This is a genomic window from Tautonia sp. JC769 (genome assembly GCF_040717455.1).
GTDB lineage: Bacteria > Planctomycetota > Planctomycetia > Isosphaerales > Isosphaeraceae > Tautonia.
In genome coordinates this window covers 194,501-219,212 of the sequence record NZ_JBFEFH010000007.1, presented here as the reverse complement: position 1 = coordinate 219,212, position 24,712 = coordinate 194,501, and the positions used below count along the sequence as shown (strand labels likewise).

Here is a 24,712-nt window from a genome sequence, read left to right as displayed (position 1 = left end):
TGGCACGAGGTCGTGCGGTCCATCCGCCAATCGGGTCGCGTGCCGATCGCCGAGGTGGTTGACCGAGCGTCGGCCCAGGCGGCACGCGATGCGGGAGCGGCGGGCTTCATCGCCTCGGGGCTCGAAGCGGGAGGGCGATGCGGTACGGAGTCGTCCTTCATCCTGCTCCAGGGGTTGCTCGCCGACGGGGACGGGCCGTGCTGGGTTCGGGGCGGTATCGGGCGGGACTCGGCCGCGGCGTGCCTGGGAGCGGGAGCGTCGGGGGTGGTGCTCGAGGGCGCGGTGTTGCTCGCCCGGGAATCACCCCTTGAGGAGCCGGATCGTTCTCGGATCGCCCGGCTCGACGGCGGCGAGACCGTGCTCATCGGGCCCGAGGAGGGGCCGATGGTCCGGATTGATGCGCTTCCTGGCAGTCCGTCCGTGGTGCGCCTGAAGGAAGCGGCCGAGGTGGGGGGGGACGATTGGTGCCGGGCGGTGATCGAGAATGTCGGCTGGTCGCGGGGCCAGGCCAGGCCGATCGGCCAGGACGGGGCGTTCGCCTCGACGCTGGCGCGGCGCTGGGTGACGGTCGGGGGGATCGTCCAGGCGGTTTCGGAGGCGATCGACCGGGGATTGGCTGCGGCAGCAACGGCTCGACCGCTTGCGCCTGGATCGCCGATGGCGGAATTGCTCGGGACTCGCTTCCCCATCGTTCAGGGGCCGATGACGCGCGTGAGTGACTCGGCCCGCTTCGCCGAGGCGGTGGCGGGCGGAGGGGCGTTGCCGATGCTCGCCCTGGCGATGCTCCGGGGGCCGGCCTCCCTCGATTTGCTCACCGAGACGGCGCGACGACTGGAGGGGAAGGCCTGGGGCGTTGGCCTGCTCGGCTTCGTCGATCCGGGCTTGCGGGCAGAACAGATCGACGCGATCCGACAGGTTCGGCCCCCGTTTGCCCTGATCGCCGGGGGGCGGCCGGACCAGGCGGAAGCGCTGGAGCACATCGGGATTCAGACGTTCTTGCATGCTCCGTCCCCGGGCCTGCTCTCGCAATACCTCCGCGACGGGGCACGGCGGTTCGTGCTGGAGGGCCGCGAATGCGGCGGGCACGTCGGACCCAGGTCGAGCCTCGTCTTGTGGGATCAGGCGGCCACGATCATTCGGGAGGGGATCGAACAGGGGTGGATCACGGATCCGAGCGAGGTGCAACTGCTGTTTGCCGGCGGCATCCACGATGCCCGATCGGCCGCGGGGGTGGCGGCGCTGGCAGGCCCCCTTGCGCATCGAGGGGTGAACATTGGAATGCTGGTGGGGACCGCCTATCTGTTCACCCGGGAGGCGGTCGAAACCGGGGCGATCGCGCCGAGGTTCCAGGCCGAGGCGGTGCGATGCCGATCCACCGTCTTGCTGCAGACCGGTCCCGGGCATGAAGTGCGAGCGGTCCCGACACCGTTCACGGCGCAGTTCGCGGAGGAACGATCGCGCTTGCTCGCGACGGGCACCCCCGCCGAGGCGGTCCGGGCTGGGCTGGAAGCCCTGAATGTCGGGCGCCTGCGGGTCGCGAGCAAGGGGCTGGATCGGGGATCCGGGGCGGGGGCGCCGCTCGAACCCCTGGGCGAAGCCGAGCAGTATGCTCGCGGCCTCTACATGATTGGCCAGGTGGCGACCTTGCGTGATCGGGTTGTCACGATTGCCGAGTTGCACGATGAGTTAAGTGTGCAAAGTTCGGCACTCGTTCGCCGCCCGATCGTGGAACCCGTAAGGGAGGGATCGGCCGCGACCCCCTCGGACGTCGCGATCGTTGGCATGTCGGCGATCATGCCGGGGGCCGCAACTCTGCATGCGTTCTGGAACAACACGCTTCACGGCGTGGATGCGATCGTCGAAGTCCCCCCGGATCGCTGGGACTGGCGGCCGTACTACGACCCCGACGGGAAGGCCCCCGACAAGATCGTGTCCAAGTGGGGTGGATTCGTCCCGGACATCCCCTTCGACCCGCTTCGTTACGGGATGCCGCCGACAAGCTTGCCGTCCATCGAGCCGGCACAGCTCCTCGTGCTGGAGGCCGTCCGTGCCGCCCTGGACGACGCGGGATACACGGATCGACCGTTCCCGAGGGATCGGACCGCGGTCGTCCTCGGGATGGGAGGAGGCGCGGCCCAGCTTGCCATGGGTTATGCGTTCCGATCCTATTTACCGATGCTTGAATCGATCGCGCCCGAGGCCGGTCGGACCGCCCGGGAGCAGGCCGAGCGTTATTTGCCCGAATGGACCGAGGACGCCTTTCCCGGTTTCCTCCTGAATGTCACGGCTGGGCGCGTGGCGAATCGCTTCAATCTCGGAGGGGCGAATTACACGGTCGATGCCGCCTGTGGCTCGTCGCTGGCCGCGGCAAACCTGGCCGTTCGCGAGCTGGAGACGCACGCGGCAGACATGGTGATTCTGGGAGGAGCGGATACGGTTCAAAATCCTTTTACGTATCTCGCCTTCAGCAAAACCCAGGCCTTTTCACCCCGGGGGCGCAGCAGGCCGTTTGACGCGTCGGCCGATGGCATCGTGATCAGCGAGGGCGTCGGAGTGGTCGTGCTCAAGCGTCTTGCCGACGCCGAGCGCGACGGCGATCGCATTTATGCCGTCATCAAGGGGCTTGGGAGTTCGAGCGACGGCCGCGCCCGAGGCTTGACGGCTCCTAACGGCGATGGGCAGGCGAGAGCACTGGCGCGAGCATACGCCAAGGCTGGGGTCAGCCCGAGGAGTCTTGGATATGTCGAGGCACACGGAACCGGGACGGCCGTGGGGGACGTGGTCGAGGTCAACGCGCTCTCCCAGTTCCTCCGGCAGGATGGAGCGGCGCCGGCATCGATCGCGGTGGGCTCGGTCAAGTCGATGATCGGCCATACGAAATGCGCGGCCGGCCTGGCCGGACTCATCAATGCATCGCTGGCCTTATATCACAAGACATTGCCGCCGACGATCGGGATCGAACGGCCCAATCCGGCTGCGGACCTGAAAGACGGGCCACTTCGCGTCTCCTCGGCAGTCCGACCCTGGCTGCATGCCGACCCTGAGCGTCCGAGGCGGGCGGGGGTCAGCGCGTTCGGCTTCGGTGGCACGAATTTTCATGCGGTGCTGGAAGCCTACGAGGGTGACCCCGCTCCTCGGCCCGATCCGCTGGACGAGTGGCCCGCGGAGCTCTTTGTCTGGCGGGCCAACGATCGGGAAGCACTCCGCGATTCCATCGATCACCTCGTTCAACAACTCGATCAGGGTGCCAGTCCCCCTCTCAAGGATCTTGCCCATACGCTGATTCGGTTGTCCGGGGAGTTCGACCCGGGTCGGCCGGCGGTGGCAATCACGGCGACCTCGATCGAACACTTGCGGAGCTTGCTGACGATTGCCCGCGAGGCCATTGGCCGAGGTGATACGTCGTTCCACGACCCCCGGGGAATCGCATTCGAGGAGCGACCGCCCTTTCGGGGGGCAAAGGTCGCTTTCCTCTTTCCCGGTCAGGGGGCGCAACGCCTGGAGATGCTTCTCGACCTGGCGGTTGCGTTCGAGGAGGTGCGAAGCGGCTATGAATCGTTCGATGAGGCTCTTGTTGCCGCGGGTCGAACGTCGGTCGGGCCGAAGGTCTTCCCTCCGCCGACGCTGGACGATCTCGATCGCGATCGGGCCCGTCTTGCCCTGACGGCGACCGAGGTGGCACAACCAGCGGTGGGCGCGGCGTCGGTTGGGATGCTTCGGTGGCTGGATGCCCTGGGGATTCGGCCCGACCTGGTCGCGGGTCACAGTTACGGCGAACTCGTCGCCCTGCATGCCGGTGGGGCATTCGATCTCAACACCCTGGCAGCACTCTCCGAGGCCCGAGGGAGGTTGATGTTCGAGGCCGCCGGGAATGATCGGGGTGTCATGACGGCATTTGCTTGCGATGCCGATCGGGCTGCCTCGCTGATCGAGGGGATCGATGATGTGGTGATCGCCAACCTGAATGGGCCAAGGCAGACGGTGATCGCGGGGGGCCGCGACGCGGCGAACCGCGCGATCGATCGGGCTCGGTCGAGTGGGGTCCGAACGTTCGACCTGGCGGTCGCCGCTGCCTTCCATTCGCCGCGGGTCTCCAACGCTCGGACCCCCATGGTCGATTACGCGAGACAGATGGGGATGCACGCCCCATCGATTCCGGTCTACTCAAATCTGGATGGTTGTACGGTCCCACTCGATCCGAACACGATCGCTCAAAGGCTCGGTGATCACCTTGTCTCGCCGGTCCGATTCTCGGACATGATCGAGGCGATGCACGGGGACGGCGCCAGGGTCTTCATCGAGTGCGGCCCCGGATCAATCCTCGCCCCCCTGGTCAAGTCCATCCTCGATGACCGGCCGCACCTGGCGGTTTCGTGCGATGCTCCGGGTAGCCCGGGAATCCCGTCCATATTGAAGACACTGGGCCGATTGCTGGTCGCCGGAGTCGAGATGAGGGGCCTGGGACGATTGACCCGCCGTCGGGGTGCAAGGGTCTTGGATCTCAGTCGCTTGGGCGAACTGGATCACTCCGTGAGTCCATCGACCTGGTACGTGAATGGAAGCCGGGCGAAACCGATCAATGGATCGGAACCCGAACGACTGGGGATGGCGACAGAGCATCTGATGAATGGGACTTCGCACAAGGCTGACGCGAAAAGCCCGCGTCGCTACGAGATGGAGGTAAACGGGACCGTCGCACAGGAGCCGACATCCAGGCATACCGGAGACCCTGCTCGCAACGGGCATGCGAGCGGAAACGGTGATGCTGGTGATGGCTTGAGGGCAGCCTCTTCTGAGCGTCGAGATGGATCGCCTCGCATGAATCCACCACGAAGAAGCGGGAGCAACGAAGAGAAGACCCGGAGTATGAACTCCCGATCGGGGGATGGATTGGCTCGGGACAATGGCCATGCGAGGAAACTGTTGACGAATTCAAAATCCGAACATGTTATGGAATCGTTTCAGGAAACGATGCGGCTATTTCTCCAGGTCCAGCAAACCACCATGCAGGCCTATTTCACGGGACGGCCCGCCCGCGAGGATCGCACGGCTTCCGGGTTGGATCGAGGTTCGGTCGAGCCCTCGAGCGATCATCACGCCGGCGTTGAGAAGCCTCAATCGGGATCTTCGCAGGATGTGGCGATTCCCTCTCAGCGACCGATCCTGCGGGACGAGGGGCCTTCAACCGAGGACTTGATCGAGAATAGTCACGCTGCATTGGCTCAGGATGATCGTGAAGAGTCAGCGGTTCCTGAACAGAGCAAAACCGCGTCGGTCGGCCATGCGGGTGAGACTGCACCGGAGCACACCGGGTCGGATGTGATGCCAGTGACTTCCGTGACTCAACGCTTGTTGGAGATTGTTCGGGATCGTACAGGTTATCCGATCGAGATGCTCGGGATTGATCTCGACATGGAGGCGGATCTCGGGATCGACTCCATCAAACGCGTTGAAATCCTGGGTTCCTTGCGCGATTCGATCGTGGAGCTTCGGTCGAACGTCGCCCCGAATCTCATGGATGGCCTGACGCGCGCCAAAACGCTGGGAGAGATTGTCAATCGGGTCGAGGTCGTACTGGCGGGGTCACAACGACCTGCACCGCCCCAAATGAGCAGCGAGGACTCGCGAGACGAGGTCAGAACGAACGGAAAGCAACCATCGATCGACGCACAGCCTCGACATGGGACTCGGGCAATCAACGAACCGGTCCGAGACGAGCGCGATCGATCAAGGGCGAATGGTATCGCACCGTTGAGCGACGCTCCGCTTCGACGGTTGCTGATCGAGGCCGTGGACGCTCCCGTCGAGGCGGTGAAGTCGTCATTGACAGCAGGCGGGACCGTCCTGGTGACGGATGATGGGCGAGGATTCGCCCAGTCAGTTGCCGCACGATTCAGAGCTGACGGATTCAGGGTCGAATTGATTGCAAGCGATCGGACGGATCTGTCCTCCGCCTCGGCGGTGGCGGAGCGATTCGCAGAAATCCGCGCCCGTGGACAGATCACAGGAATTGTGCATGTCCAACCACTTGGGGACCCAAGGCCGGAGGCTGGCGATTCAGAGATGTGGCCGGACCGAATGGGTCTAAGTGCGCGGGGCTTGTTTTTCCTGGCACGCGCCGCGGCGGACGATCTGGAGCGTTCCGCAGGGCTGGGGGGAGCGTGCTTGATCGCCGCGACCGCCATGGGAGGCGCATTCGGCTCGGGAGCGGATTGCTCTGGCCGGATCTTCCCCGGTCAAGGAGGGATTGCAGGTCTCGTGAAGACATTGAGCCGGGAGTGGCCGGCTGTCAGATCGAGAGTCGTCGACCTTGACCCGGCGGAGGATGCGACCGTTCTCGCCGATCACCTGATGTTCGAAGCCTTTCATGACGATGGGTGGCCCGAGATCGGCTATCGCAAGGGACGCCGACTTCGGCTCCAGGCCGTTGAACGGGATCTTCGCCGAGACAAACCAAGGATTCACGTCCAATCAGGCGAGCCGATTTTAATAACCGGAGGTGCTCGAGGTATTTCCTCGGCGGTTGCCGTGGCACTCGCGAGGGCCTGGCAACCGACCCTCCTATTGGTGGGAACCAGTCCATTCCCCGAGGATTCAGAATCGGAAATTACGGAGGGGGTGGCGTCGGGCAATGCCTTGAAATCGGTGCTTCTGGAGGAGGCGCGTCGGGGCGGTCGGACGGTGACTCCCTCGGCGCTGGAGCATTCGTACCGCTCACTTCTGCGTGCTCGAGAGATCCGATCGACTTTGGCACGCGTGAAAGCCGAGGGAGCGACCGTGGAATACGCCCAGGTCGATGTGCGAAATGCGGATGCCCTGGGGCATGTGCTTGCTCGTTGGAAAACGCAATATGGCGACCCGGTCGGGTTCATCCATGGGGCGGGTGTTATCCATGACAAATTGCTCCGGGACAAAACTCCCGAATCCTTCGACCGCGTGGTGAGTACCAAGGTTGATGGCGCGTTGAACCTGATTCGATTGCTGCGCGGTGAATCGCTTCGATTCTCGGCGCTCTTTTCCTCAGTTGCAGGGAGGTTCGGGAATCAGGGGCAGTCGGATTACGCGGCGGCGAATGAAGTGCTGAACAAGCTGGCACTCTGGCTGGATCGCCGATGGCCGGGGCGAGTGGTCGCGATCAACTGGGGACCGTGGGCCGGGGTCGGCATGGTTTCCGAATTACAGGATCATCTTGGCCGTCGCGGGCTGGGGATGATTGATCCAGCAGTCGGTTGCCAGGCACTCCTGGATGAGATTCGATTTGGCCGAAAAGGCGATGTCGAGGTGATTCTCGCCTCGGATCTCGGTGGCCTTGAGGCTCCCCTGAATCTCCACTCTCGGGATCTTCAGGGGGCGTTGCGATGAGCCGGGACGCTCGTCCTCTCGACGTGGCAATCGTGGGCATGGCCTGTCGATTCGCTGGAGCCAGTACTCTGTTCCAGTTTTGGCAGAATATCCTCGAAGGGCGAGCGTCCATTTCCGAGGTTCCCGAGAGTCGCTGGGATGCGAATCTCTTTCATGACCCGGAATCCAAGGCAAGTGATCGTGTCAGTGGACGGAGGGGTGGATATCTCGAAGAGCCAATAGTGATGGATCCAAGCTTACTCGGGGTGATGCCGAGAACCTTGGAGGGAGGCGAACCCGAGCAGTTTCTTGTTTACGACGCCGCGCGGTCGGCCTTGACCGATGCAGGGTATCCGAATGGCATCCAGGATGGACGACGTGTGGAAGTGATTGTAGGCCGAGGGAATTACTTTAACCGGGGGAATTTGACACGACTTCAGCATGGGAGAGTGCTCGCGCAAACACTTGCGATCTTGAACTCCTTGCATCCTGAATGGTCGGAGGCTGAGCGTGAGGCCGTCCGGGCCGAGTTGAAGAAGACGCTCCCTCCGTTTGATTCCGCCACGATCCCAGGTCAGATGACCAATGCGACCGCCGGTCGAGTGAGTCATCGGCTGGGCTTGACCGGGCCAAGCTACGTGGTCGATGCAGCGAGTGCCTCGGCCCTCGTGGCGATCGACCTGGGGGCGAACGCCCTGATTTCGAGGCGAGCGGATCTGGCCATCGTGGGAGGGGTCTACATCGAAGCGGATGTGGACTTTCCCATGGTTTTCTCGCAACTGGGAGTGCTGTCCCGCACGGGAGTGCCTCGGCCATTTGCCGCCGATTCTGACGGCCTTGTGCCCGGAGAAGGTGTTGGGGTGCTCGTGCTGAAACGGTTGCGAGATGCGGAACGGAACCAGGATCGAATCTATGCGGTGCTCAAGGCAGTGGGCCTGGCAAGCGATGGACTGGGCCGTGGATTGGCCGCGCCAGACGCGAAGGGCCATCTCCGAGCAATCCGTCGAGCCTATCGGCGATCGGCGATTGATCCCGATTCCGTCGGACTCATCGAAGGGCATGGACTGGGGGTCCCGGCGGCCGATCGCGCGGAATTGAAAGCCTTGCGAGCTGCATTTCCCCATCGGGGTGGAGGACAGGGTCGAGTTCTCGGCGCGGTTTCCGCACTGGTCGGGCATGCGATGCCTGCGGCGGGGATGGCCGGAATTCTCAAGGCCGCGCTCGCGCTCCATCATCGAGTCCTTCCAGCCAGCCCCGTTGTAGGAAATCCGCACCCGCTGCTGCAGCAGGCAGTTGAACGATTCGAATGGAACCCGGCAAGCCGCCCCTGGATTCAAGGTAAGGAGTCTCCCAGGCGAGCGGGCGTCAATGCGTTCGGATTCGCAGGAATCAATGCGCACGCGGTACTGGAAGAGCATCCGAGGTCCGATGATGCGGTCCCTGGAACAATGCTGAGTTGGCCGGACGAGGCGGTATTGATCGCCGAGGAGAGCCGGACTGCATTGATAGAACGGATTCACTCGCTCATTCGTCAGTTGCGACGTAACCCCGCGTGTTCGCTGAAAGATCTCGCGGCGACACTGAACGCCGAAGCCACTCAGTCAGAACACTCTTGCCGATTGGGGGTTGTTGCTGAATCGCTCGAAGCACTGATCGCTCGGCTCGACTCGATTGCTCAGAGGCTCACCGAGCCGGATCGCGCTTCGATCCGGGACACGAAGGGTGCCTATTTCTGGGATCGTCCCCTTGGAAAAGAGGGAGGACTTGCCTTTCTGTTTCCGGGGGAAGGCTCACAGTATCCGGGGATGCTGGCCGATCTTTGCATGCATTTCCCCGAAGTTCGGATTCCCTTCGATCGGATCGACCGCATGGCGCTCCATTCTGGTGCGATCGAGCCGCCGAGCGGCCGATTGTTTCGCACAGATCGGCAGCAAGACTCCGGGCTTTGGGAAACCTCGACCGCTGTGCATGTCGTCCTCGCAGCTCAGTGGGCGATCTATCAAATCCTGATTCGCATGGGGCTGCGCCCCGATGCTCTTTGCGGACATAGTAGCGGAGAGTTTCCCGCGCTCGTTGCCGCCGGAGCCATCGCAGACGACGACCATCTCGAGCGACGATTCAACGAGCTTGCAACGGTGTTCTCGCGGCTGGATCGGTCGGGGGCGATTCCGGAGGCTCGGATGCTGGGGGTGGCCACGCATCGCGCTCGAATCGAGGAGCTTCTGAGGGCATCTTCGTCGTCGATGGCCGTCGCAGTTGACAATTGTCCGCATCAAGTAGTGCTTGTGGGCGATTCCGAGTCCGCGGCGACGATGGTCGACCGGTTGAGGGCAGAGGGGATTGCCCATCAGGAAATGCCCTTCTCCAGAGCCTATCATTCTGAGCGTTTCTCTCCGGCACTCGCGCCGATCCAGGAACTTTTCGAATCGTTGCCGATCCAGTCGCCCAAGGTTCCCGTCTATTCCTGCTGTGTTGCCGATCGTTTCCCGACGTCTGCCCGGGAGATTCGCGGCCTTGCGACAGCCCAGTGGACAAGGACCGTTGAATTTCGCCAGACAATTGAGCGTATGCACGACGATGGACTTCGCCTCTTTGTCGACGTGGGAGGGCGTGGCAACCTGTCGGCCTTTGTCGAGGATACCCTCCGTGGTCGTCCGTCATTCGCGATCGCTGCAAACCTCCCAAGGCGATCCGGGATCACCCAGCTCAATCATTTGGTCGCCTCGCTATTCGCCCAAGGAGTTGCGGTGGACCCGACGGTTCTGGTCTCGAGGCGACGGCCGGAACGAGTCGACCTTGAGCAGACGGAGATGCCTCGAAACCCAGGGGTTCCTCTCCGACTCGGCTTCCCCGAGATGCGCCTTTCGGACAATTTTATTTCAGCTCTCCATCGGCCTACTGCTCAGAGTACGGGCAGTCCTGACTTCTCAAATTCCTCGGGTGAGACTTCGCGAAAGTCGGTCACACCGCCTGAGAGCACTCCGGCTTTAGACCCGAGTTCTCAGGTTCCTCGTGATTCGTGTGATGATGACACGGCAATGCTCTCGTATTTTCGCACCATGCAGTCATTCCTCGATACGCAACGCAGTGTAATTGCGACTGCCTTGAACGACAATCTCCCAGATTCAGGCTTCGACTCACTTGAGCAAGCACTGATTCAAGACGTTTCTGTGGAACATGACCCATTGCAATGGCTCACTCGACTTGAAGGGGAGTTCGGCCTCCAACCCCACAATCGCATTGTGAAGGGCGGTGCTTTGCCGAAGGATCATTCGCCAGTGTCCGAGGGGCAAGGAGCCGAGCAGGATGCCTCCGGAGATCCTACTTGGTGGACCGAATGGCGGGTCCTTGATGCGACGTGTGACCCTATTGCCGAACACCATACGTTCGGAGGCCGGCGAATTTCAGCGGTCGACCCGGAGATGAAGGGGCTTCCGGTTTTGCCCTTCACCCTCATGGCGGAGATGCTGGCAGAATCCGCGGCGAAGCACGCTGGTGGCCGGGTCCTGGTTGGGCTACGCGACATCCGAGCGCGGCGATGGATCCGCTATGAAGATGAGCCCATCCGACTTGAGATTCGAGTTTCCAGAATTCCGAATCGTCCTGAATCGTTTCGTACCTCCCTCTATCATCGAGGGCCGGTGGCTGGCCCGACTCGCCAGCATGATCAACCGGAAGTCGAGGCTGTGATCGACTTCGATCGACAGCGTCCCGATCCCCCGAAGGCACACCCACTCGACTTGGGAGGGCATGCCGCGCCGACGCGGTTCACGGCCGAATCGATGTATTCGGAGCAGTGGTTGTTCCACGGGCCGGCACTCCAGGCGGTCGTCGGGATCGGGAATGCTTCGGATCGAGGTATCGAAGGGCGTTTGCGGCTCCTCCCCTTGGGGGCGATCCAAGCCGACCCCGCCGCCCCAGCTCCCTTGACAAACCCCATAGTCCTGGATGCGTTTACCCATTTGCTGGGGTGCTGGGGGCTCGATCAACTCTCCGAAGGGGATGTGATCTTCCCCCTCCGCCTGAGCTCACTCCGCATTTTCGGTGATGACCCGGCTGAGGGCACCGACCTGACGTGCCGCATCGCGGTCAAGGAGATCGACCGGCTACGTGTCAGGGTGGACGCCGAGATTCTCCTGCCCGATGGGCGGGTCTGGATGCGACTTGATGATTGGGAAGACTGGCGTTTCTACTGGCCGCCCCGCTATCGAGATGTTTTTCGCCAACCCGATCGCGAACTGCTCGGCGAGGCCCTGGACCTCCCGGGGTTGGGGGCCGAATGCGTCGCGGTCTGGTTGCAGCCCCCAGAGGACATGGGGAAGCCGATCTGGCGAGACGTCCTGGAATATGTCCAGCTTTCTCCAGACGAGCGGGCGGGGTGCCTTCGCCCGACCGGGTCCGACGAGCGTCGAACATTGCGACTCTGGGGGCGGATCGCGGCCAAGGAGGCAGTACGTCGGATCTGGCTCAATGAGGGCAGGCCTGCGGAATATCCCGCGGACCTGACCATCACGCCTGATGATCATGGGCGTCCGTGGGTTCGCTCGTGCCGAGAGCCTGACGAACAAGAACTCCCGGTCGTCTCGATCGCTCACACACGCGGAGTTGCCGTGGCTCTTGCCGCTCGATCCCCCGGAGCGATCCTGGGGATCGACGTGGAACAGGTCGTCCCTCGTTCGGAGTCGTTCGAATCGATCGCGTTCCTCGATGGTGAGCGCAGGCTGCTCGACCAGATTGCACGGGAAGACCGATCGGCATGGATCGCCCGGTTCTGGTCTGCCAAGGAAACCGTGGGGAAGGTCACCGGACGGGGCATGGTGGCTGGGCCATCGAGCACCGAAGTGGTGGCGTTCGATGTGCGAAACGGCTGGATCGCAGCGAGGCTGGGCCCGGAGCTTTCGGAACTCCGACCGGATCTCGCGGGCGAACAATTTCGGGTCGGATCGGCGATTCGAGACGGTTATGCCCTTGCATGGTTTTACAGAGGGGGGAATCCTTGATGAAGGAATCCGAGATACTGGACGACCTGGCCCGCGTGCTTTCGGATTTCCAAGGGCGAGAGTACTCCGACCTCATTGGCCCTGAAACGCGCTTTTTCGCCGACCTGGGCCTCGCGTCGATCGACGCCGTGGTCCTCGGCGAAACGCTCCAGGCGCATTACGGTCGACCTCTCCCGTTCGGCGAACTGATGGCCGAGCTCGGCCGTCGTTCGAATCGCGACCTTTCGATGGGAGAGCTAGCTTCGTTCCTTGCCAGACACCTCCACGACTGATCGGAGTCCGAGCTGATGCCCCATCGAGCGGTCAATGGCCTCCGGCTCCATGTGCAGCATGCAGGGGAAGGCCCTGATGTGATTCTCATTCACGGCGTGACGGGGGATCTCTCCATCTGGTTTCTTTGCCGGGCCATGCAGGTCCTCGCCTCGGATTACCGGGTCACTGCCTTCGACCTGAGGGGGCATGGCTACAGCGAGGTGCCACCTTCCGGGTATACTTCGGCCGATCATGCCTCGGATCTGCTTGCGTTGATGGACGACCTCGGGGCCGACCGTGCTCGGCTGGTTGGCCATAGCTTCGGCGCGGTGATCGCAGCTCATGCCGCTGCATTGGCCCCCGATCGCGTCGAGTCGGTTGTCCTCTCCGACCCCTATTTCCCCGCCCTACGCCACCTGGAAGACGTGAGTCGTTGGGGACACTGGCAGAACTTCCGCCGAGAGGCGGAAGACGCCGGCGTCACCGTGTCAGATGAGCACTGGTACGACCTTGGACAGTTTTTCGATCAGGTCTTGCACCTGAGCGACGAGGACATGCTCAAGTTCCGTCAGGCTGTCGGCCTGCCGGGCACCGAACGATTGCTCCGCTTGTGTCGGACGACCTGTGGTGACGACACCAAGGTGGAGGCGGGCTTGACCATCGATCGAATCCGATCCATTACCGTGCCTGTCCTGGCACTGTATGGCGAGGCGTCTCCGTTCCTTGCGACCGCCGACTATCTCGTCGAGCACTTGCCCGATTGCCGACGAGCCCTGGTGCCTGGAGCCCGGCACCGGGCACCCGAGGAGAACCCCGAAGCATTTCTGGCTGCGTTGACCACCTTCCTGGCGTCGGTCGATGCCGCCCGACCGGCGGGAGACGCCCGATGACCCAGCCCTCTGTCAGCACGCTGTTTCTCACCGGAGCGGGCCGGGGCATCGGTCGAGCGACCGCCCTTGAACTCGCGGTCCGGGGGTACCGCCTGGGACTGATGGATCGAGATGCGGGAGGATTGCGGGAGCTTTCGGAACAGCTCCGAGCATTGGGAGCGATTCACGCGATCAGCACTGTCGATGTCTCGGATTTGAATCGGATCAAATCATCGGCCGCGGAACTCGAGGACCGGGTGGGTCCGCCTGATGTCCTCGTCGCCTGTGCGGGAGTCGGTGGGCTCACCTTGTTGCCGGACCTCCAGCCCTATGCGTTGCGTTCCATGCTGGAGATCAACGTGGTCGGAGTCGCTAATGCCATCGACGCTGTCCTTCCTGGGATGATCGCCCGAAAATCCGGACATCTTGTCGGGATTTCGAGCGTCGCAGGTTACCGAGGCATGCCCTGGATGGCGGCCTATTCGGCCTCGAAGGCCGCTTTGACCACCTATCTCGAAGGACTCCGCCCCGCCTTGAAACGAAGGGGAGTGACGATCACCACCGTCTATCCCGGTTTTGTCCGGACGGCGATGACGGCGGAGACCCCGTTCCGCCGACCGATACGGATGATGGAGCCCGAGCAAGCCGCCTCGTATCTCGTCCGAGCGATCGAACGTCGGCCCCGCGATTTCGTGTTCCCCCTGGGCACCGCCGTGGGGATGGGGTTTCTTCGACGGATGCCGGGTCGCGTCTACGACTGGATGATGGATCGCGCCGGTCCTGAAGCACTCACGGTCGATTTCTAAACTCTTCCCAGTCGTGGAATCGAGTGAGGTTCGATGTCGCCGATCTCTCCCCCTCTTTCCGATTCGTCAACGATCCTGGCGGACGTCCTGCGCTGCCTTGAATGTCGGTCGCCGATGCACGGTCGATGGACCTGCTCGTCGTGCGGCCGTGGCTTTCCGGAGACGGGGGGAGTGATCGAGGCGATCGGCCCGCTTTCAGGACGAAATGCCATCACGGAGGCCTTCTACGGGGGCCGCGGTTGGCAAGCCTTTCGTCCCTGGGAGCGGTTCTTCCTTGCCTTGCAAGGAGGCAATCGTCGGGCTCGTCGACCCATCCTGAAACACTTGCCACGCGATGCGTCGATGCGATTCCTGGAAGTCGGGATCGGCGATGGGGACAACCTCCGGTTCCTGCCAGACTCCTGGGACGTGCTCGGTGTCGATCACACACGATCTCGGCTTGAAGCGTGTCTTCGGAAGTACCCGGGGTTGACGGGGCGCCTCGTCCGGGCGGAGGCCGAGGCACTGCCCTTTGCCGATGCGAGCGTTGATGCGACCCTCTGCGTGGGCGGCTTCACCATGTTCAGCGACCATGCCCGCGCGCTTCAGGAAATGCGTCGCGTCACCCGGCCCGGAGGCCCGGTGGTGGTGGCCGACGAGGTGCCCTGGCTCTGCCGCATGGGAATCGGACACCTGATCGGAGTCCCTCGGATCGATGCGGCCTGGCTTCGGTGGCTCGGGCTCGATGAGGCATTCATTGAAATGGTGTTCGCGCTCCCGCAGAACCTGGATGCTGTCGCCGAGGCCGCGCTGCCGGGCGTCGAGCGATCTCGGATCTGGGGTGGCCTGGGGTATTGCTTCGTTCATCGAGGGTGACGATCGGCCTGGCTCGATCGGACATGATGAAGGGGATTCAACGAGATGTCGACCGTGGTTTCCAGGCCGAGAACCGAGTGGCATACACGCCTCTGGCGATGCGTCTCCTGTGGAGCCGATGCCAACGACCCCGGCGACGGCGGTCCGATCGCCTGCCCGTCCTGCGGTCATCGGTATCCGGTGCGAGACGGGATCGTGGTGGTCCGGGAGTCGGTCACCGCCAATAACGAGGTGGCAAAATCGTTCTACAACAGCCCGCTCTGGCCGAAGTTCCGGTTCTGGGAATGGTTTACCTTCGTCAATCTCGGTGGTGAGCGGAGGGCTCGGTCCCGGGTGCTGAAGCACCTGCCCCAAGGCGAGACTCTCAAACTCCTGGATGTCGCGATCGGAGACGGTGTTTATCTCCCCTGGCTTCCCGAGAGCTGGTCAGTCGTCGGGATCGATGTTTCGGAAGTGCAGCTCGACGCCTGCAAAACGAAGCACGCCGCCGAGCGAGACCTCACGCTCGTCCTCGGCGAAGCGGAGGATCTGCCGGTCCGCGACCATCAATTCGATGCCGCATTGAGCATCGGGGCATTCAATTACTTTAACGATCCCGAAAAGGCGCTCCGCGAAATGGCCCGGGCGGTCAGGCCGGGAGGCACGATCGTCGTCTCAGACGAGGTCCCCGACCTGACGGATTATCTCCCGTTCCGCAAGATCGGCCTGACGGGTCTGCAACACTGGCTCGTCTCGCGGGGGATGAATCTGGGGGATGAATTCACCGAGATGGTCGAGCGACACCGAGAGCTCGACGTCGAGGCGATTGCCCGTCGCGTCCTCAGCGATTGCCGGTTTGAGCGCATCTGGCGAGGCGTCGGCTATGTCTTCGTCGGTCGTACCCCCGAATGATCCGAAGGGCGATCCTGTCAGATTTCGAGGGGTGAAGTGAGGGGACGTCGATGGGATATGTGCGGTTGATCGTCCGCAACCTGCGAGGCCGGCCGGCCCGGACCACGCTGACCGTCCTCGGCCTCGCGGTCGCTGTCTCGGCCGTCATGCTGCTGACGGGCATCTCGTGGGGATTCGAGCGATCGTTCCTGGCGATTTATCAATCCCGGGGCATCGACTTGATCGTGGTCCGCGCCGGAATCAGCGATCAGCTTTCGAGCAACCTTGATCAGAACCTGGAGCAGGTCATCCGGGAGATCCCCGGCGTGGCCTCGGTGGCCCCTTCGCTCATGGATGCCGTCTCGTTCGAGGAGGCCAACCTCGTCAGCGTGCTGGCCAACGGCTGGGAACCGGGCGGATTGCTCATCGACGGCTTGAGACTTCTTGACGGTCGCCCGCTCGATGCGTCCGATGACCGACAGGTCCTCCTCGGCCGTGTCCTCGCCCTGAACCTCGACAAAGCGGTGGGCGACGCCGTCGACATTGCCGGCGAATCGTTTCGGGTGGTCGGCATTTATGAAAGCGAGAGCCTGTTCGAGTCGGGCGGCCTGGTCATGCCCTTGCCCGAACTCCAGCGCATGATGGGACGCGAAGGCCAGGTCACGGGCTTTGTCATCGTGGCCGATGGGGCGGCCGACCCTCGTGCCCTGGGGGTCGAGGTTGAGCGCCAGGTCCCCGGGGTCGCGGCCATCCCAGCCCGAGACTATGTGAAGGGGAATCTCCAGCTCCGGCTCGCCCGGGCGATGGCGAGCGCCACGACCATCGTGGCGCTGGTGCTCGGGTCGATCGGCCTCCTGAACACGATGGCGATGGCCGTCACGGAACGCACGGGGGAAATCGGACTCCTCCGGGCCCTCGGCTGGCGGCGGAGCCGGATCATTCTCCTCTTGATGGGAGAAGCAGGAGGGCTGGGTGTGCTCGGCGTGATCGGGGGAACCCTGCTCGCGATCTCCGGGGCGAGGGCCTTGGTCCTCTCGCCCACCTCCCGGGGATTCATTGAGCCGAACCTCTCCCCCATGATCCTGGGGATCGGCGTGGCGCTCGGGATCGGATTGACCCTGCTCGGCGGCCTGTATCCGGCGATCCGGGCAGCCCGCCTGGAACCGACCGAGGCGCTTCGCCATGACTGAGCACGATTCGAACCGCCAGGCCGAGCCCCCCTTGCTCCAGGGAGAGGCCCTGGTGAAGACCTACCCCGACGGCGACGTGAAGGCGCTACGAGGGGTCTCCCTCGCGGTCAACGCCAGGGAGTTCGTCGCGATCACCGGGCCATCGGGCTGCGGCAAGAGCACCTTGCTGCACCTGCTCGGCGGACTCGATCGGCCGACCTCGGGCACGGTCCGTTACAAGGGGACGCCCCTCTCGCAACTGGACCTTGATCGGTATCGCGCCTGCGAGGTCGGGTTCGTCTTCCAGGCGTTCCATCTGATCCCGACCCTGACGGCCCTGGAGAACGTGCAGATTCCGATGTTCCCCGGCGGCCGTCCTCGCGCCCAGCGTCCCCGGGTGGCCCGCAGGCTCCTGGAGGAGGTCGGATTGCCGCATCGGATTGGGCATGGACCCCGGAGCCTTTCGATCGGCGAGCGGCAGCGAGTGGCAATCGCTCGGGCCCTGGCCAACGAGCCGGCCCTGCTGCTGGCCGACGAGCCGACCGGTAACCTCGACTCGCTCGCCCAGCAGGAGATTCTCGACCTCCTGGCAAGGCTCCGGTCCGAGCGGTCGATCAGCCTGCTGATGATCACCCACAGCCCCGAGGTCGCCGCCGCGGCCGATCGCGTCGTTCGCATGAAGGACGGTCGAATCCTCTCGCCCTGAACCGCCCGCCTTGCGTCGTCCCGATCGATCGTGACGAAAAGAGGGCCGAGGTCGATCCGCCCTTCGGAAACCGCGTCGGGAAGGTGTCGTCACGCCCCGTCTGATTGCGAGTGATCGGGAAGACGCCTTCGGATTGTGTGTCCTTTCTGAGGGATGGGCGTCGTAATTTTTTCAATGAGGGGCGTTTTCGTGGCGCGATCGAACAATTTCTTCGCAGCGACGTAAAAAGCTCCAAAAGAATCGGCCGTGACGAGCGTATACACTGAGGATGACCAAACCTCGGCCGTTCCGATCGCCTTGGAGAACCTGGCGGCCCGTTGGAGTGTCTCTTGCTTCGAGCCAAGCGGCTCGCCCCATGTCGGGTGGCGTCGGCAAGGCTGAATCGTGTGAAGGACCGTTTCCATGCCAAGACAATCTTCAATCAACAACGTGGCTGATGCCCCCGCAGCCGCATTGCGGGACCTCGCCTCCCGAGCATACCGGGTCTTGCGAGATGAAACGCCGCAAGACCGGTGCGAGGTGCTCGCCCTGCTCGACCAGATCGGCGAGGTCCGACAGGTGTTCGAGTCGGAGGCCAACGCCCAGTTGGCCCGCTGGTTCGACCGCCTGGAGGTCCAGGTCGGTGGTCTGCTCGACGCCTGCGACGCCGATGTGATGTACCCCTCGGCCGATCGTTGCCACTGCCACGGGGTCGGCGTCGCCTGACGCCCGGAGTCGCTGCCGATGCGATCGGCTCGACTCCGACCTGAGTGTCGTCCGGACTCCTCTTGCTTGCTTGATGCCTCGCCTCGCCTCGATCGCCCTCCTCCATCCCCTCCTTCCTCGGGTCGGAATCGCTGAACGTCATTTCGTTGAACGGTTCGCGATGAGCGAATCGGGATCCTCGGATCTGGCGGCGGCCTGCGCGAGGCCGACCCCCTTTCCATCCCCGAACGCCCGATGGAGCGGGTCGGCCCGACTCCTCGGCCTAGCCTCCGATCCTGATCCGCGTCCGAGCATCGATCGCTCAGGGAACTGGGCGCGATTGCTCGGCGAGGAAGGCCAGCAGGTCGGCGGCCTGCTGGGGGGTGAGCGGAGCCAGAAGCCCCTCGGGCATGAGTGACCGCGGGACAGCGACCAGCGCCTCGACCTCGGCCGCCTCGACACGGATCGTCCGGCCCTGGGCGTCCTTCAACACCACGAACCGATCGGTCTGCTCGACGAGCATCCCCGTCTGGAGCAATCCGCCGGTCGTCTCCAGCAGGTAGCTGACATGCGGCGGCTCGACCAGGGCCGAAGGTTGCACGATGTGGTGCAGCAACTCCTGCCGATCATACTTCGCGCCGATGCTGTCGAGGTCGGGGCCGACCACCGTGCCTTCCCCGCCGATTCGGTGGCAGGTGCGGCACTGCGCACTGTTCCCGTCGAGGAAGAGCCGCCGGCCGCGGTCGGGGTCGCCGGTCAGGGCCAGCAGGGCGGTGGCATCGAACGATTCGCCGAGCCGTGCCAGGCGATCCGGGGCGGGGATGAACCGCTCGAATAGGTCGCGGACCTCGACCGAGGGGGCCTCGCGCGCCAAGCTCACCAGTTCCTCGACGGCCGGGGCACCGATCGCCCCCTCGTCGATCCGCCGCAGCAGGGCCAGGGTCCCCCGGATGGTCTCGGTTGCCTGGGCGAAGGCAGCGGCCCGGGCGGCCGGATCGGTCGCTTCGCCTTGGCAAAGCCGCCCGATCGCCCCGTTGACCTCGGCGGGGAGGGAGCGGAAGGGGTCGGCGGGGGCCTCAGACCGGCCCTCGACGGTCAGCCCCGCGATCCAGCGGTGCATCAGGTCGATCGCCTCGACGTCCACCTCCGATGACCCGACGCGGGGCATCCGACCCGCCCCCAGCTTTGCCATCCGGAACAGCAGGATCGACCCGAACGGGTCGCCCGGCGCGAGGAGCCGGGCTTCCTCGAGGCCGAAGCTCCCCTGCATCGGCTCGACCCCGAGCAGGCCTGTCTCGGCGAGGGGCTGATCGAAGGTCAGGCTCAGATTGGCCGATCCCCCGGCCCCGATGCGGTGGCAGTGTGCGCAATTGACCTGAAGGTACGAACGGGCCCGGGTATCCAGGTCGGCCGCCTCGTCGTACGGACTGGCCAGCCTCGGAAGTGCTTCGGGGGCCTCGGGTAACGGTTCTTCGAACAGCCCGAGGCGTTCAAACGTGTGGAGCTGTGCAATGCCTCTGCCTTCACCCTGCTCGATCGTGTTCAGTTGCAGGGTGTTGGCCGTCAGCGGCGTGGCCGACTGTCGGCCGAACAGCAGCCCCTCGCCGGCCCAGGGATTGTGGCAGAGCCGGCACTCGGACCGCGGGGCGATCCGATGGGTGATCGCCCGGGCGTCGTCGAGCCCGATCGAAACCGATTCCCCCTCGGGGCCGACCAGTTCCGCGTCGGTCTGCTCCTCGTTCCATCGGTACGAGTACGCCCGCCAGCGCTCGTCTTCGAGGTGGAGCACCTGGGTTTCCAGCCTTCTCGGCGGCGCGGCGTCCGACCCCACGTCGCGCAGGACGGTTCGGGCGAAGACCGAGCCCTCGGGATACCCCCAGAGGCCGTCTCGACTCCACGTGATGCGTCCGAGGTCGGGCACGGCCATCAGGCGGTCGGCCCGGGTGCCATCGCTCCAGACCGGGGCATTGATCTGATAGCGGAGGACGCCGGGGGCCGGTTCCAGTTCGGCGACCGAGGCAAATAGCCCGGTTTCGCTCAATCGCCGGGGGAACCGGATGTTCGGCGCGGCGGCGTCCGGGTTGGGGACGAGCCGATAGATGCGGTTCGTCGCCTCGTAGTCGAGCAGATACAACTCGCCCGATCGGTCCTCGCCGAACGCCACCAGTTGCAGCGGCGTCTCGGCCAGGACCTCGTGCCAGGTCACGGCCTGCGCATCGAGACGAAGCCCCCAGAGCGTGCCGGTCTGGAAGTCGCCGTAGACGTAGGCCCCGCGCAGCTCGGCCAGGCGATCGCCCCGGTAGACGAAACCGCCGGTGACGGAGGCGGCCTCGGAGTGCGGGTGATCGACGATCGGCGGGGAGATCGGCGTCGGGCCCCTCGGGGCGTCGGGCAAGACGACCTGGCGGCCTTCCATCACGCTCCAGCCGTAATTGCCGCCGCGCTCGATCCGGTGGACCAGCTCCCAGAGTTCCCAGCCCACGTCGCCGAGCCACAGGTCGCCCCCCTCGCGATCAAAACTCATCCGCCAGGGGTTGCGGAAGCCATAGGCCCAGATCTCCGGCCGGGCCCCGGCCAGGTCCACGAATGGGTTCTCGGGCGGCACCCGATAGGCACGCCCCGGGTCCTGACCGTCCACGTCAATCCGCAAGACCTTCGAGAGCAACGTCGTCATGTCCTGCCCGGCCTGGAACGGGTCGGGGGGGCTGGGGGCCGCGCCGTCTCCGCTGGAGATGTACAGGAAGCCGTCGACCGGGCTGAACTTCAACGATCCGCCGTTGTGGCCCCCGGAATACCAGGTGATCAGGATGCGCTCACTCGTCGGGTCGACGCGGAGCGGGTCGCTCGGGTCGATCCGGAACTCGGAGACGCGGGTGCCGTCCTCCTCGTCGTAACCGATCGTGTAGCAGACGAACAGGCGGCCGTTCCGCTCGAAGCCGGGGTGAAAGGCCAGGCCGTAGAGGTTCGTGAACCTCGGATGGCACGATTTGACATCGAACATCTGGTCCGTTTCGACTGCCCTCGCCGGATCATCCGGGAAGGTCAGGATCTTGCCCCCCAGCTCGGCCACGGCCAGGCGATCGGTCCCCGGCACGAAGACCAGCTCGATCGGCCGATCGAAGGTCAGGTGCGGGAACGCCACCTCCACCGTGTACGGCCGAGGCGGCTCGGGCGACCCGACCATGCGCGAGGTCGTCCAGGGAACCCGATCGCCGGGAGCCTGGTCCGGCGAGGCGGTTCGAGGGGCCTCCCCGGTCAGGCCGGGAGGCTCGTCGCGAGGAGCATCCCCCGCCCCCGTCACCGTGATCGTAAACCAGAGCGAGACGATTCCAACCGGCCAGGTCCATCGTCGCATGGGGCTTTGATCTCGCTCGGCCTCAGTGCTCGATGCGATTCGAACACGAAAGACCGATGGGAGGTTGAGAGGCGAGCCGCGGACAGGACCTCAATCGTACGAGGCGCCGCCGACCGCGTCGAGTTGGTGCAACCCCAGGATGCTCCGTTCGATCCGGCCCCCCTCCCCTCGCGATCAGGGCAAGAGATACCCCTCGGCGAGCGATTGGAACTGCCGGACCTGTTCGGCCTGCCAGGCGTCGTCGCGGCCGAGTTCCTCGGCCAGCACCGCGGCCACCTTCGGCGCGGCGTCGAGGCTCGCGCGGGCGTCGAGCAGCAAGCAGCGGGACCGGCGGGCCAGCACGTCCTCGACCTTCCGGGCCATCTCGAAGCGGGCCGCCCATGCCACCTCGCCGAGTCGGGTTGCGAGGTTCGGGTGGATCGGCTCGTCCCAGCCGGGTTTCGAGCGGAGTAAGGCCCGCAGCTCGGCGGCATCCGAGCCGTATTCGGCCAGCGAGCCCTCGGGAGGCGCATCGGTCGCCCCTCGGAGCCGGAGCGAGGCCGTCTTGCACGGCCGTCGCGGCAGGTCGCCGACCTTCGCCGCGCGATCGACCGCGTCCGACGCCATCACGCGGTAGGTCGTCCACTTGCCTCCGGTAATCGTCACCAGGCCCGACTCGGACACGAGCACCGAGTGTTCCCGAGAGAGCTTGGCCGTCGACTTGACCCCGGCGTGATCGATCAACGGGCGGAGTCCGGCGAACACACTCTTGACCTCTTCCGGTTCGGGCCGTCTGGCCAGGTAGCGACCGGCGTGATCGAGCATGTAGCTCACTTCCTCGGGCGAGGGCTTCGGCTCGATCGGCAGCCCTTCGACCGGCGTGTCGGTCGTGCCGAGGATCACCCGATCGAGCCAGGGGATCAGGAACAGGACCCGCCCGTCGTCGGTCTTCGGCACCATCACCGCGGTCGATCCCGGCAAGACCGAGCGGTCGAGCACCAGGTGAGAGCCCCGGCTCGCCCGGATCATCGGGCGGGCGTCGGCTTGGTCGAGGTGTCGGATCGTGTCGGCGAAGACGCCCCCGGCATTTACGACCACCCGAGCGGCGACCGATAACACCTCGCCGGTTTCTTCGTCCCGGGCCTCAACTCCCGCGACTCGGCCGTTTTGATGAACAATCCTCGTCACGGGAGCCCAGTTCAGGGCCGTGCCCCCCTGGTCGAGGAACGTCCGCATCAGGGCAACGGCCAGCCGGGCGTCGTCGAACTGGCCATCGTAGTAGAGGATCCCGCCGCGAAGGCCCTCGGCCCGGAGGGACGGGACACGCTCCTTCGCCTCGCTCGCGCCGATCCATCGCGACCGGCCGAAGCTCCGGCTGCCGGCGAGCAGGTCATAGAGCGTCAAGCCGGTGCCGTACTGCAAGAGGTCGAACCGGGAATAGGTCGGCACCAGGAACGGGCTGGCGAAGACCAGGTGCGGGGCATTCTCGAGCAGCCGTCCCCGCTCGCGGAGCGCCTCGCGGACCAGGCCCACCTGACCCCCGGCCAGGTAGCGGACCCCGCCGTGCACCAGCTTCGTGCTCCGGCTGGAGGTGCCCTGTGCGAAGTCTCGGGCTTCGAGGAGCAGGGTCTTGTAGCCGCGAGCGGCGGCATCGAGCGCGGTCCCGAGGCCCGTCGACCCCCCTCCCACGACGACCAGATCCCAGGTCGAGCCTCCTCGGATCGCGTCGAGCATCTGGCTGCGCATGTGGTTGCTCCTCGTGTTCGATTCGGGATCGGGCCCGGGGCTCCGCGTCTCGCTCGCCGAGTCCCGGGTCATGGCCTTCGGTCCCCCGAGTGTGCGCCTCGCCCCGCCCTCCGGCCACCCGCCCCCCGACGATCGTCGGCGACGGCCGCTTTGGCCCGGGCTTCCTCGCGATCAATCCGGCGGATCATGGCCGAGATCCCCAGGTCGGCCAGCCCCGGGATGATTTGGAAGAAGGCCCCCATCATGCGGACCGGCCAGACGACCCGCCGACGCAAGGCCAGGCGCGGGCGAGGCCGATCGAGCAATCGGGCGATCCGCCGCGCCGCGTCCTCGACGGGAGCCGAGAGGATCGCGGGAGGCCGGTCGCGCATGGCGTTGTACACGGTTCCGGGAGGGGCGTGATCGACCTGGCTTCCCGAATCTTCCCCCAGACGGCCGACCGCATCGAAGAACTCGGTTTCCACCGGGCCCAGCTCGACCAGGCAGACCCGGACCCCCTGCACCGCCAGCTCGCGCCGGAGGGCATCGGACCAGTAGGCCAGGCCGGCCTTGGTCGCCCCGTAGGCCCCGAGCATCGGATTGGGAATCTGCACGATGGCCGACCCGATGGTGATGACCACCCCTTGTGACGCGATCAGGTGCGGCAAGGCCAGCCTCGTGAGCAGGACGGGGGCGTTGAAGTTGACCTCGAGCTGCCTCCGGAGTTCCGCCGGGTCGGACCGGCCGAAGTAGTCGGGCAGGCCGATCCCGGCGTTGTTGATCAGGGCGTCGAGGCCGCCGAAGTGCTCGATGGTCTGCGCAACGACCCGGGCCGGTGCGTCGAGGTCGGCCAGGTCGGCGACGATCGGCAGGGCCGATCCGCCGCGCTCCTGAACCCCTCGGGCCACCTGATTCAGCCGGTCCTCCCGCCGGGCGACGAGCGCCAGGCGATGCCCCCCCCTGCCCAGCTCGTTTGCCACCGCGGCCCCCAGCCCCGCCGAGGCCCCGGTAATCACGATCGTCCTGGGCCGGTTGGTTGCCGCCATCCTCCCCTCCCACTCCTTGCCGATCGCCCGGCCTCGACCGGTTGCCGTGTCACGA

General features: G+C 64.8%; 13 protein-coding genes. 10 read left to right on the top strand and 3 right to left on the bottom strand.

All coding sequences use genetic code 11. The features are described from left to right. Positions 1 to 39: 39 nt before the first annotated feature. The 10 genes from AB1L88_RS10015 to AB1L88_RS09970 all read left to right on the top strand — a co-directional run bounded on the left by AB1L88_RS10015 (position 40) and on the right by AB1L88_RS09970 (position 18,573). Positions 40 to 7,362, top strand: coding sequence for an SDR family NAD(P)-dependent oxidoreductase (locus AB1L88_RS10015; protein WP_367096513.1), 7,323 nt, complete (start codon positions 40 to 42; stop codon positions 7,360 to 7,362). Then, positions 7,359 to 12,341: a beta-ketoacyl synthase N-terminal-like domain-containing protein gene (locus tag AB1L88_RS10010; protein ID WP_367096512.1), complete on the top strand. Its 4,983-nt coding sequence runs from the start codon at positions 7,359 to 7,361 to the stop codon at positions 12,339 to 12,341. Before AB1L88_RS10015 ends, AB1L88_RS10010 begins: the two co-directional genes overlap by 4 nt. Next, the gene (locus tag AB1L88_RS10005; protein ID WP_367096511.1) at positions 12,341 to 12,613 is read left to right on the top strand and encodes an acyl carrier protein; all 273 of its coding nucleotides are present in this window, start codon (positions 12,341 to 12,343) and stop codon (positions 12,611 to 12,613) included. Before AB1L88_RS10010 ends, AB1L88_RS10005 begins: the two co-directional genes overlap by 1 nt. A gap of 15 nt (positions 12,614 to 12,628) precedes the next feature. After that, positions 12,629 to 13,483: an alpha/beta hydrolase gene (locus AB1L88_RS10000; RefSeq protein WP_367096510.1), complete on the top strand. Its 855-nt coding sequence runs from the start codon at positions 12,629 to 12,631 to the stop codon at positions 13,481 to 13,483. Then, complete coding sequence (locus AB1L88_RS09995; protein WP_367096509.1) at positions 13,480 to 14,268, top strand: SDR family NAD(P)-dependent oxidoreductase; 789 nt, start codon at positions 13,480 to 13,482, stop codon at positions 14,266 to 14,268. The genes AB1L88_RS10000 and AB1L88_RS09995 overlap by 4 nt, the downstream gene beginning before the upstream one ends. Before the next feature lie 342 nt (positions 14,269 to 14,610). Next, positions 14,611 to 15,123: a class I SAM-dependent methyltransferase gene (locus AB1L88_RS09990; RefSeq protein WP_367096508.1), complete on the top strand. Its 513-nt coding sequence runs from the start codon at positions 14,611 to 14,613 to the stop codon at positions 15,121 to 15,123. A 45-nt stretch (positions 15,124 to 15,168) separates the two neighbouring features. Then, positions 15,169 to 16,014, top strand: coding sequence for a methyltransferase domain-containing protein (locus AB1L88_RS09985; RefSeq protein ID WP_367096507.1), 846 nt, complete (start codon positions 15,169 to 15,171; stop codon positions 16,012 to 16,014). 50 nt (positions 16,015 to 16,064) lie between these two features. Beyond that, positions 16,065 to 17,183, top strand: a complete 1,119-nt coding sequence (locus AB1L88_RS09980; protein ID WP_367096506.1) for an ABC transporter permease — start codon at positions 16,065 to 16,067, stop codon at positions 17,181 to 17,183. Then, positions 17,176 to 17,868: an ABC transporter ATP-binding protein gene (locus AB1L88_RS09975; RefSeq protein ID WP_367096505.1), complete on the top strand. Its 693-nt coding sequence runs from the start codon at positions 17,176 to 17,178 to the stop codon at positions 17,866 to 17,868. Before AB1L88_RS09980 ends, AB1L88_RS09975 begins: the two co-directional genes overlap by 8 nt. A 486-nt stretch (positions 17,869 to 18,354) precedes the next feature. Then, positions 18,355 to 18,573, top strand: coding sequence for a hypothetical protein (locus tag AB1L88_RS09970; protein ID WP_367096504.1), 219 nt, complete (start codon positions 18,355 to 18,357; stop codon positions 18,571 to 18,573). 301 nt (positions 18,574 to 18,874) lie between these two features. On the opposite strand, the gene AB1L88_RS09965 is transcribed toward AB1L88_RS09970, so the two are convergent. From AB1L88_RS09965 to AB1L88_RS09955, 3 genes are all read right to left on the bottom strand, one after another. Continuing rightward, entirely contained in the window at positions 18,875 to 21,907 is a 3,033-nt protein-coding gene (locus AB1L88_RS09965) for a PQQ-dependent sugar dehydrogenase (RefSeq protein WP_367096503.1), read from the bottom strand. 174 nt (positions 21,908 to 22,081) lie between these two features. Beyond that, on the bottom strand, positions 22,082 to 23,632 hold the full coding sequence (locus AB1L88_RS09960; protein ID WP_367096502.1) for a glycerol-3-phosphate dehydrogenase/oxidase: 1,551 nt from the start codon (positions 23,630 to 23,632) through the stop codon (positions 22,082 to 22,084). 68 nt (positions 23,633 to 23,700) lie between these two features. Then, positions 23,701 to 24,657, bottom strand: a complete 957-nt coding sequence (locus AB1L88_RS09955) for an SDR family NAD(P)-dependent oxidoreductase (protein WP_367096501.1) — start codon at positions 24,655 to 24,657, stop codon at positions 23,701 to 23,703. Positions 24,658 to 24,712 lie beyond the last annotated feature (55 nt).

What these genes read in the sequence shown, in the direction of transcription:
- AB1L88_RS10010 (WP_367096512.1), top strand. Translation starts at nt 7,359, where the DNA reads ATGAGCCGGGACGCTCGTCCTCTCGACGTGGCAATCGTGGGCATGGCC.
- AB1L88_RS10005 (WP_367096511.1), top strand. Translation starts at nt 12,341, where the DNA reads ATGAAGGAATCCGAGATACTGGACGACCTGGCCCGCGTGCTTTCGGAT.
- AB1L88_RS10000 (WP_367096510.1), top strand. Translation starts at nt 12,629, where the DNA reads ATGCCCCATCGAGCGGTCAATGGCCTCCGGCTCCATGTGCAGCATGCA.
- AB1L88_RS09995 (WP_367096509.1), top strand. Translation starts at nt 13,480, where the DNA reads ATGACCCAGCCCTCTGTCAGCACGCTGTTTCTCACCGGAGCGGGCCGG.
- AB1L88_RS09990 (WP_367096508.1), top strand. Translation starts at nt 14,611, where the DNA reads ATGCGATTCCTGGAAGTCGGGATCGGCGATGGGGACAACCTCCGGTTC.
- AB1L88_RS09985 (WP_367096507.1), top strand. Translation starts at nt 15,169, where the DNA reads ATGTCGACCGTGGTTTCCAGGCCGAGAACCGAGTGGCATACACGCCTC.
- AB1L88_RS09980 (WP_367096506.1), top strand. Translation starts at nt 16,065, where the DNA reads ATGGGATATGTGCGGTTGATCGTCCGCAACCTGCGAGGCCGGCCGGCC.
- AB1L88_RS09975 (WP_367096505.1), top strand. Translation starts at nt 17,176, where the DNA reads ATGACTGAGCACGATTCGAACCGCCAGGCCGAGCCCCCCTTGCTCCAG.
- AB1L88_RS09965 (WP_367096503.1), bottom strand. Translation starts at nt 21,907, where the DNA reads ATGCGACGATGGACCTGGCCGGTTGGAATCGTCTCGCTCTGGTTTACG.
- AB1L88_RS09960 (WP_367096502.1), bottom strand. Translation starts at nt 23,632, where the DNA reads ATGCGCAGCCAGATGCTCGACGCGATCCGAGGAGGCTCGACCTGGGAT.
- AB1L88_RS09955 (WP_367096501.1), bottom strand. Translation starts at nt 24,657, where the DNA reads ATGGCGGCAACCAACCGGCCCAGGACGATCGTGATTACCGGGGCCTCG.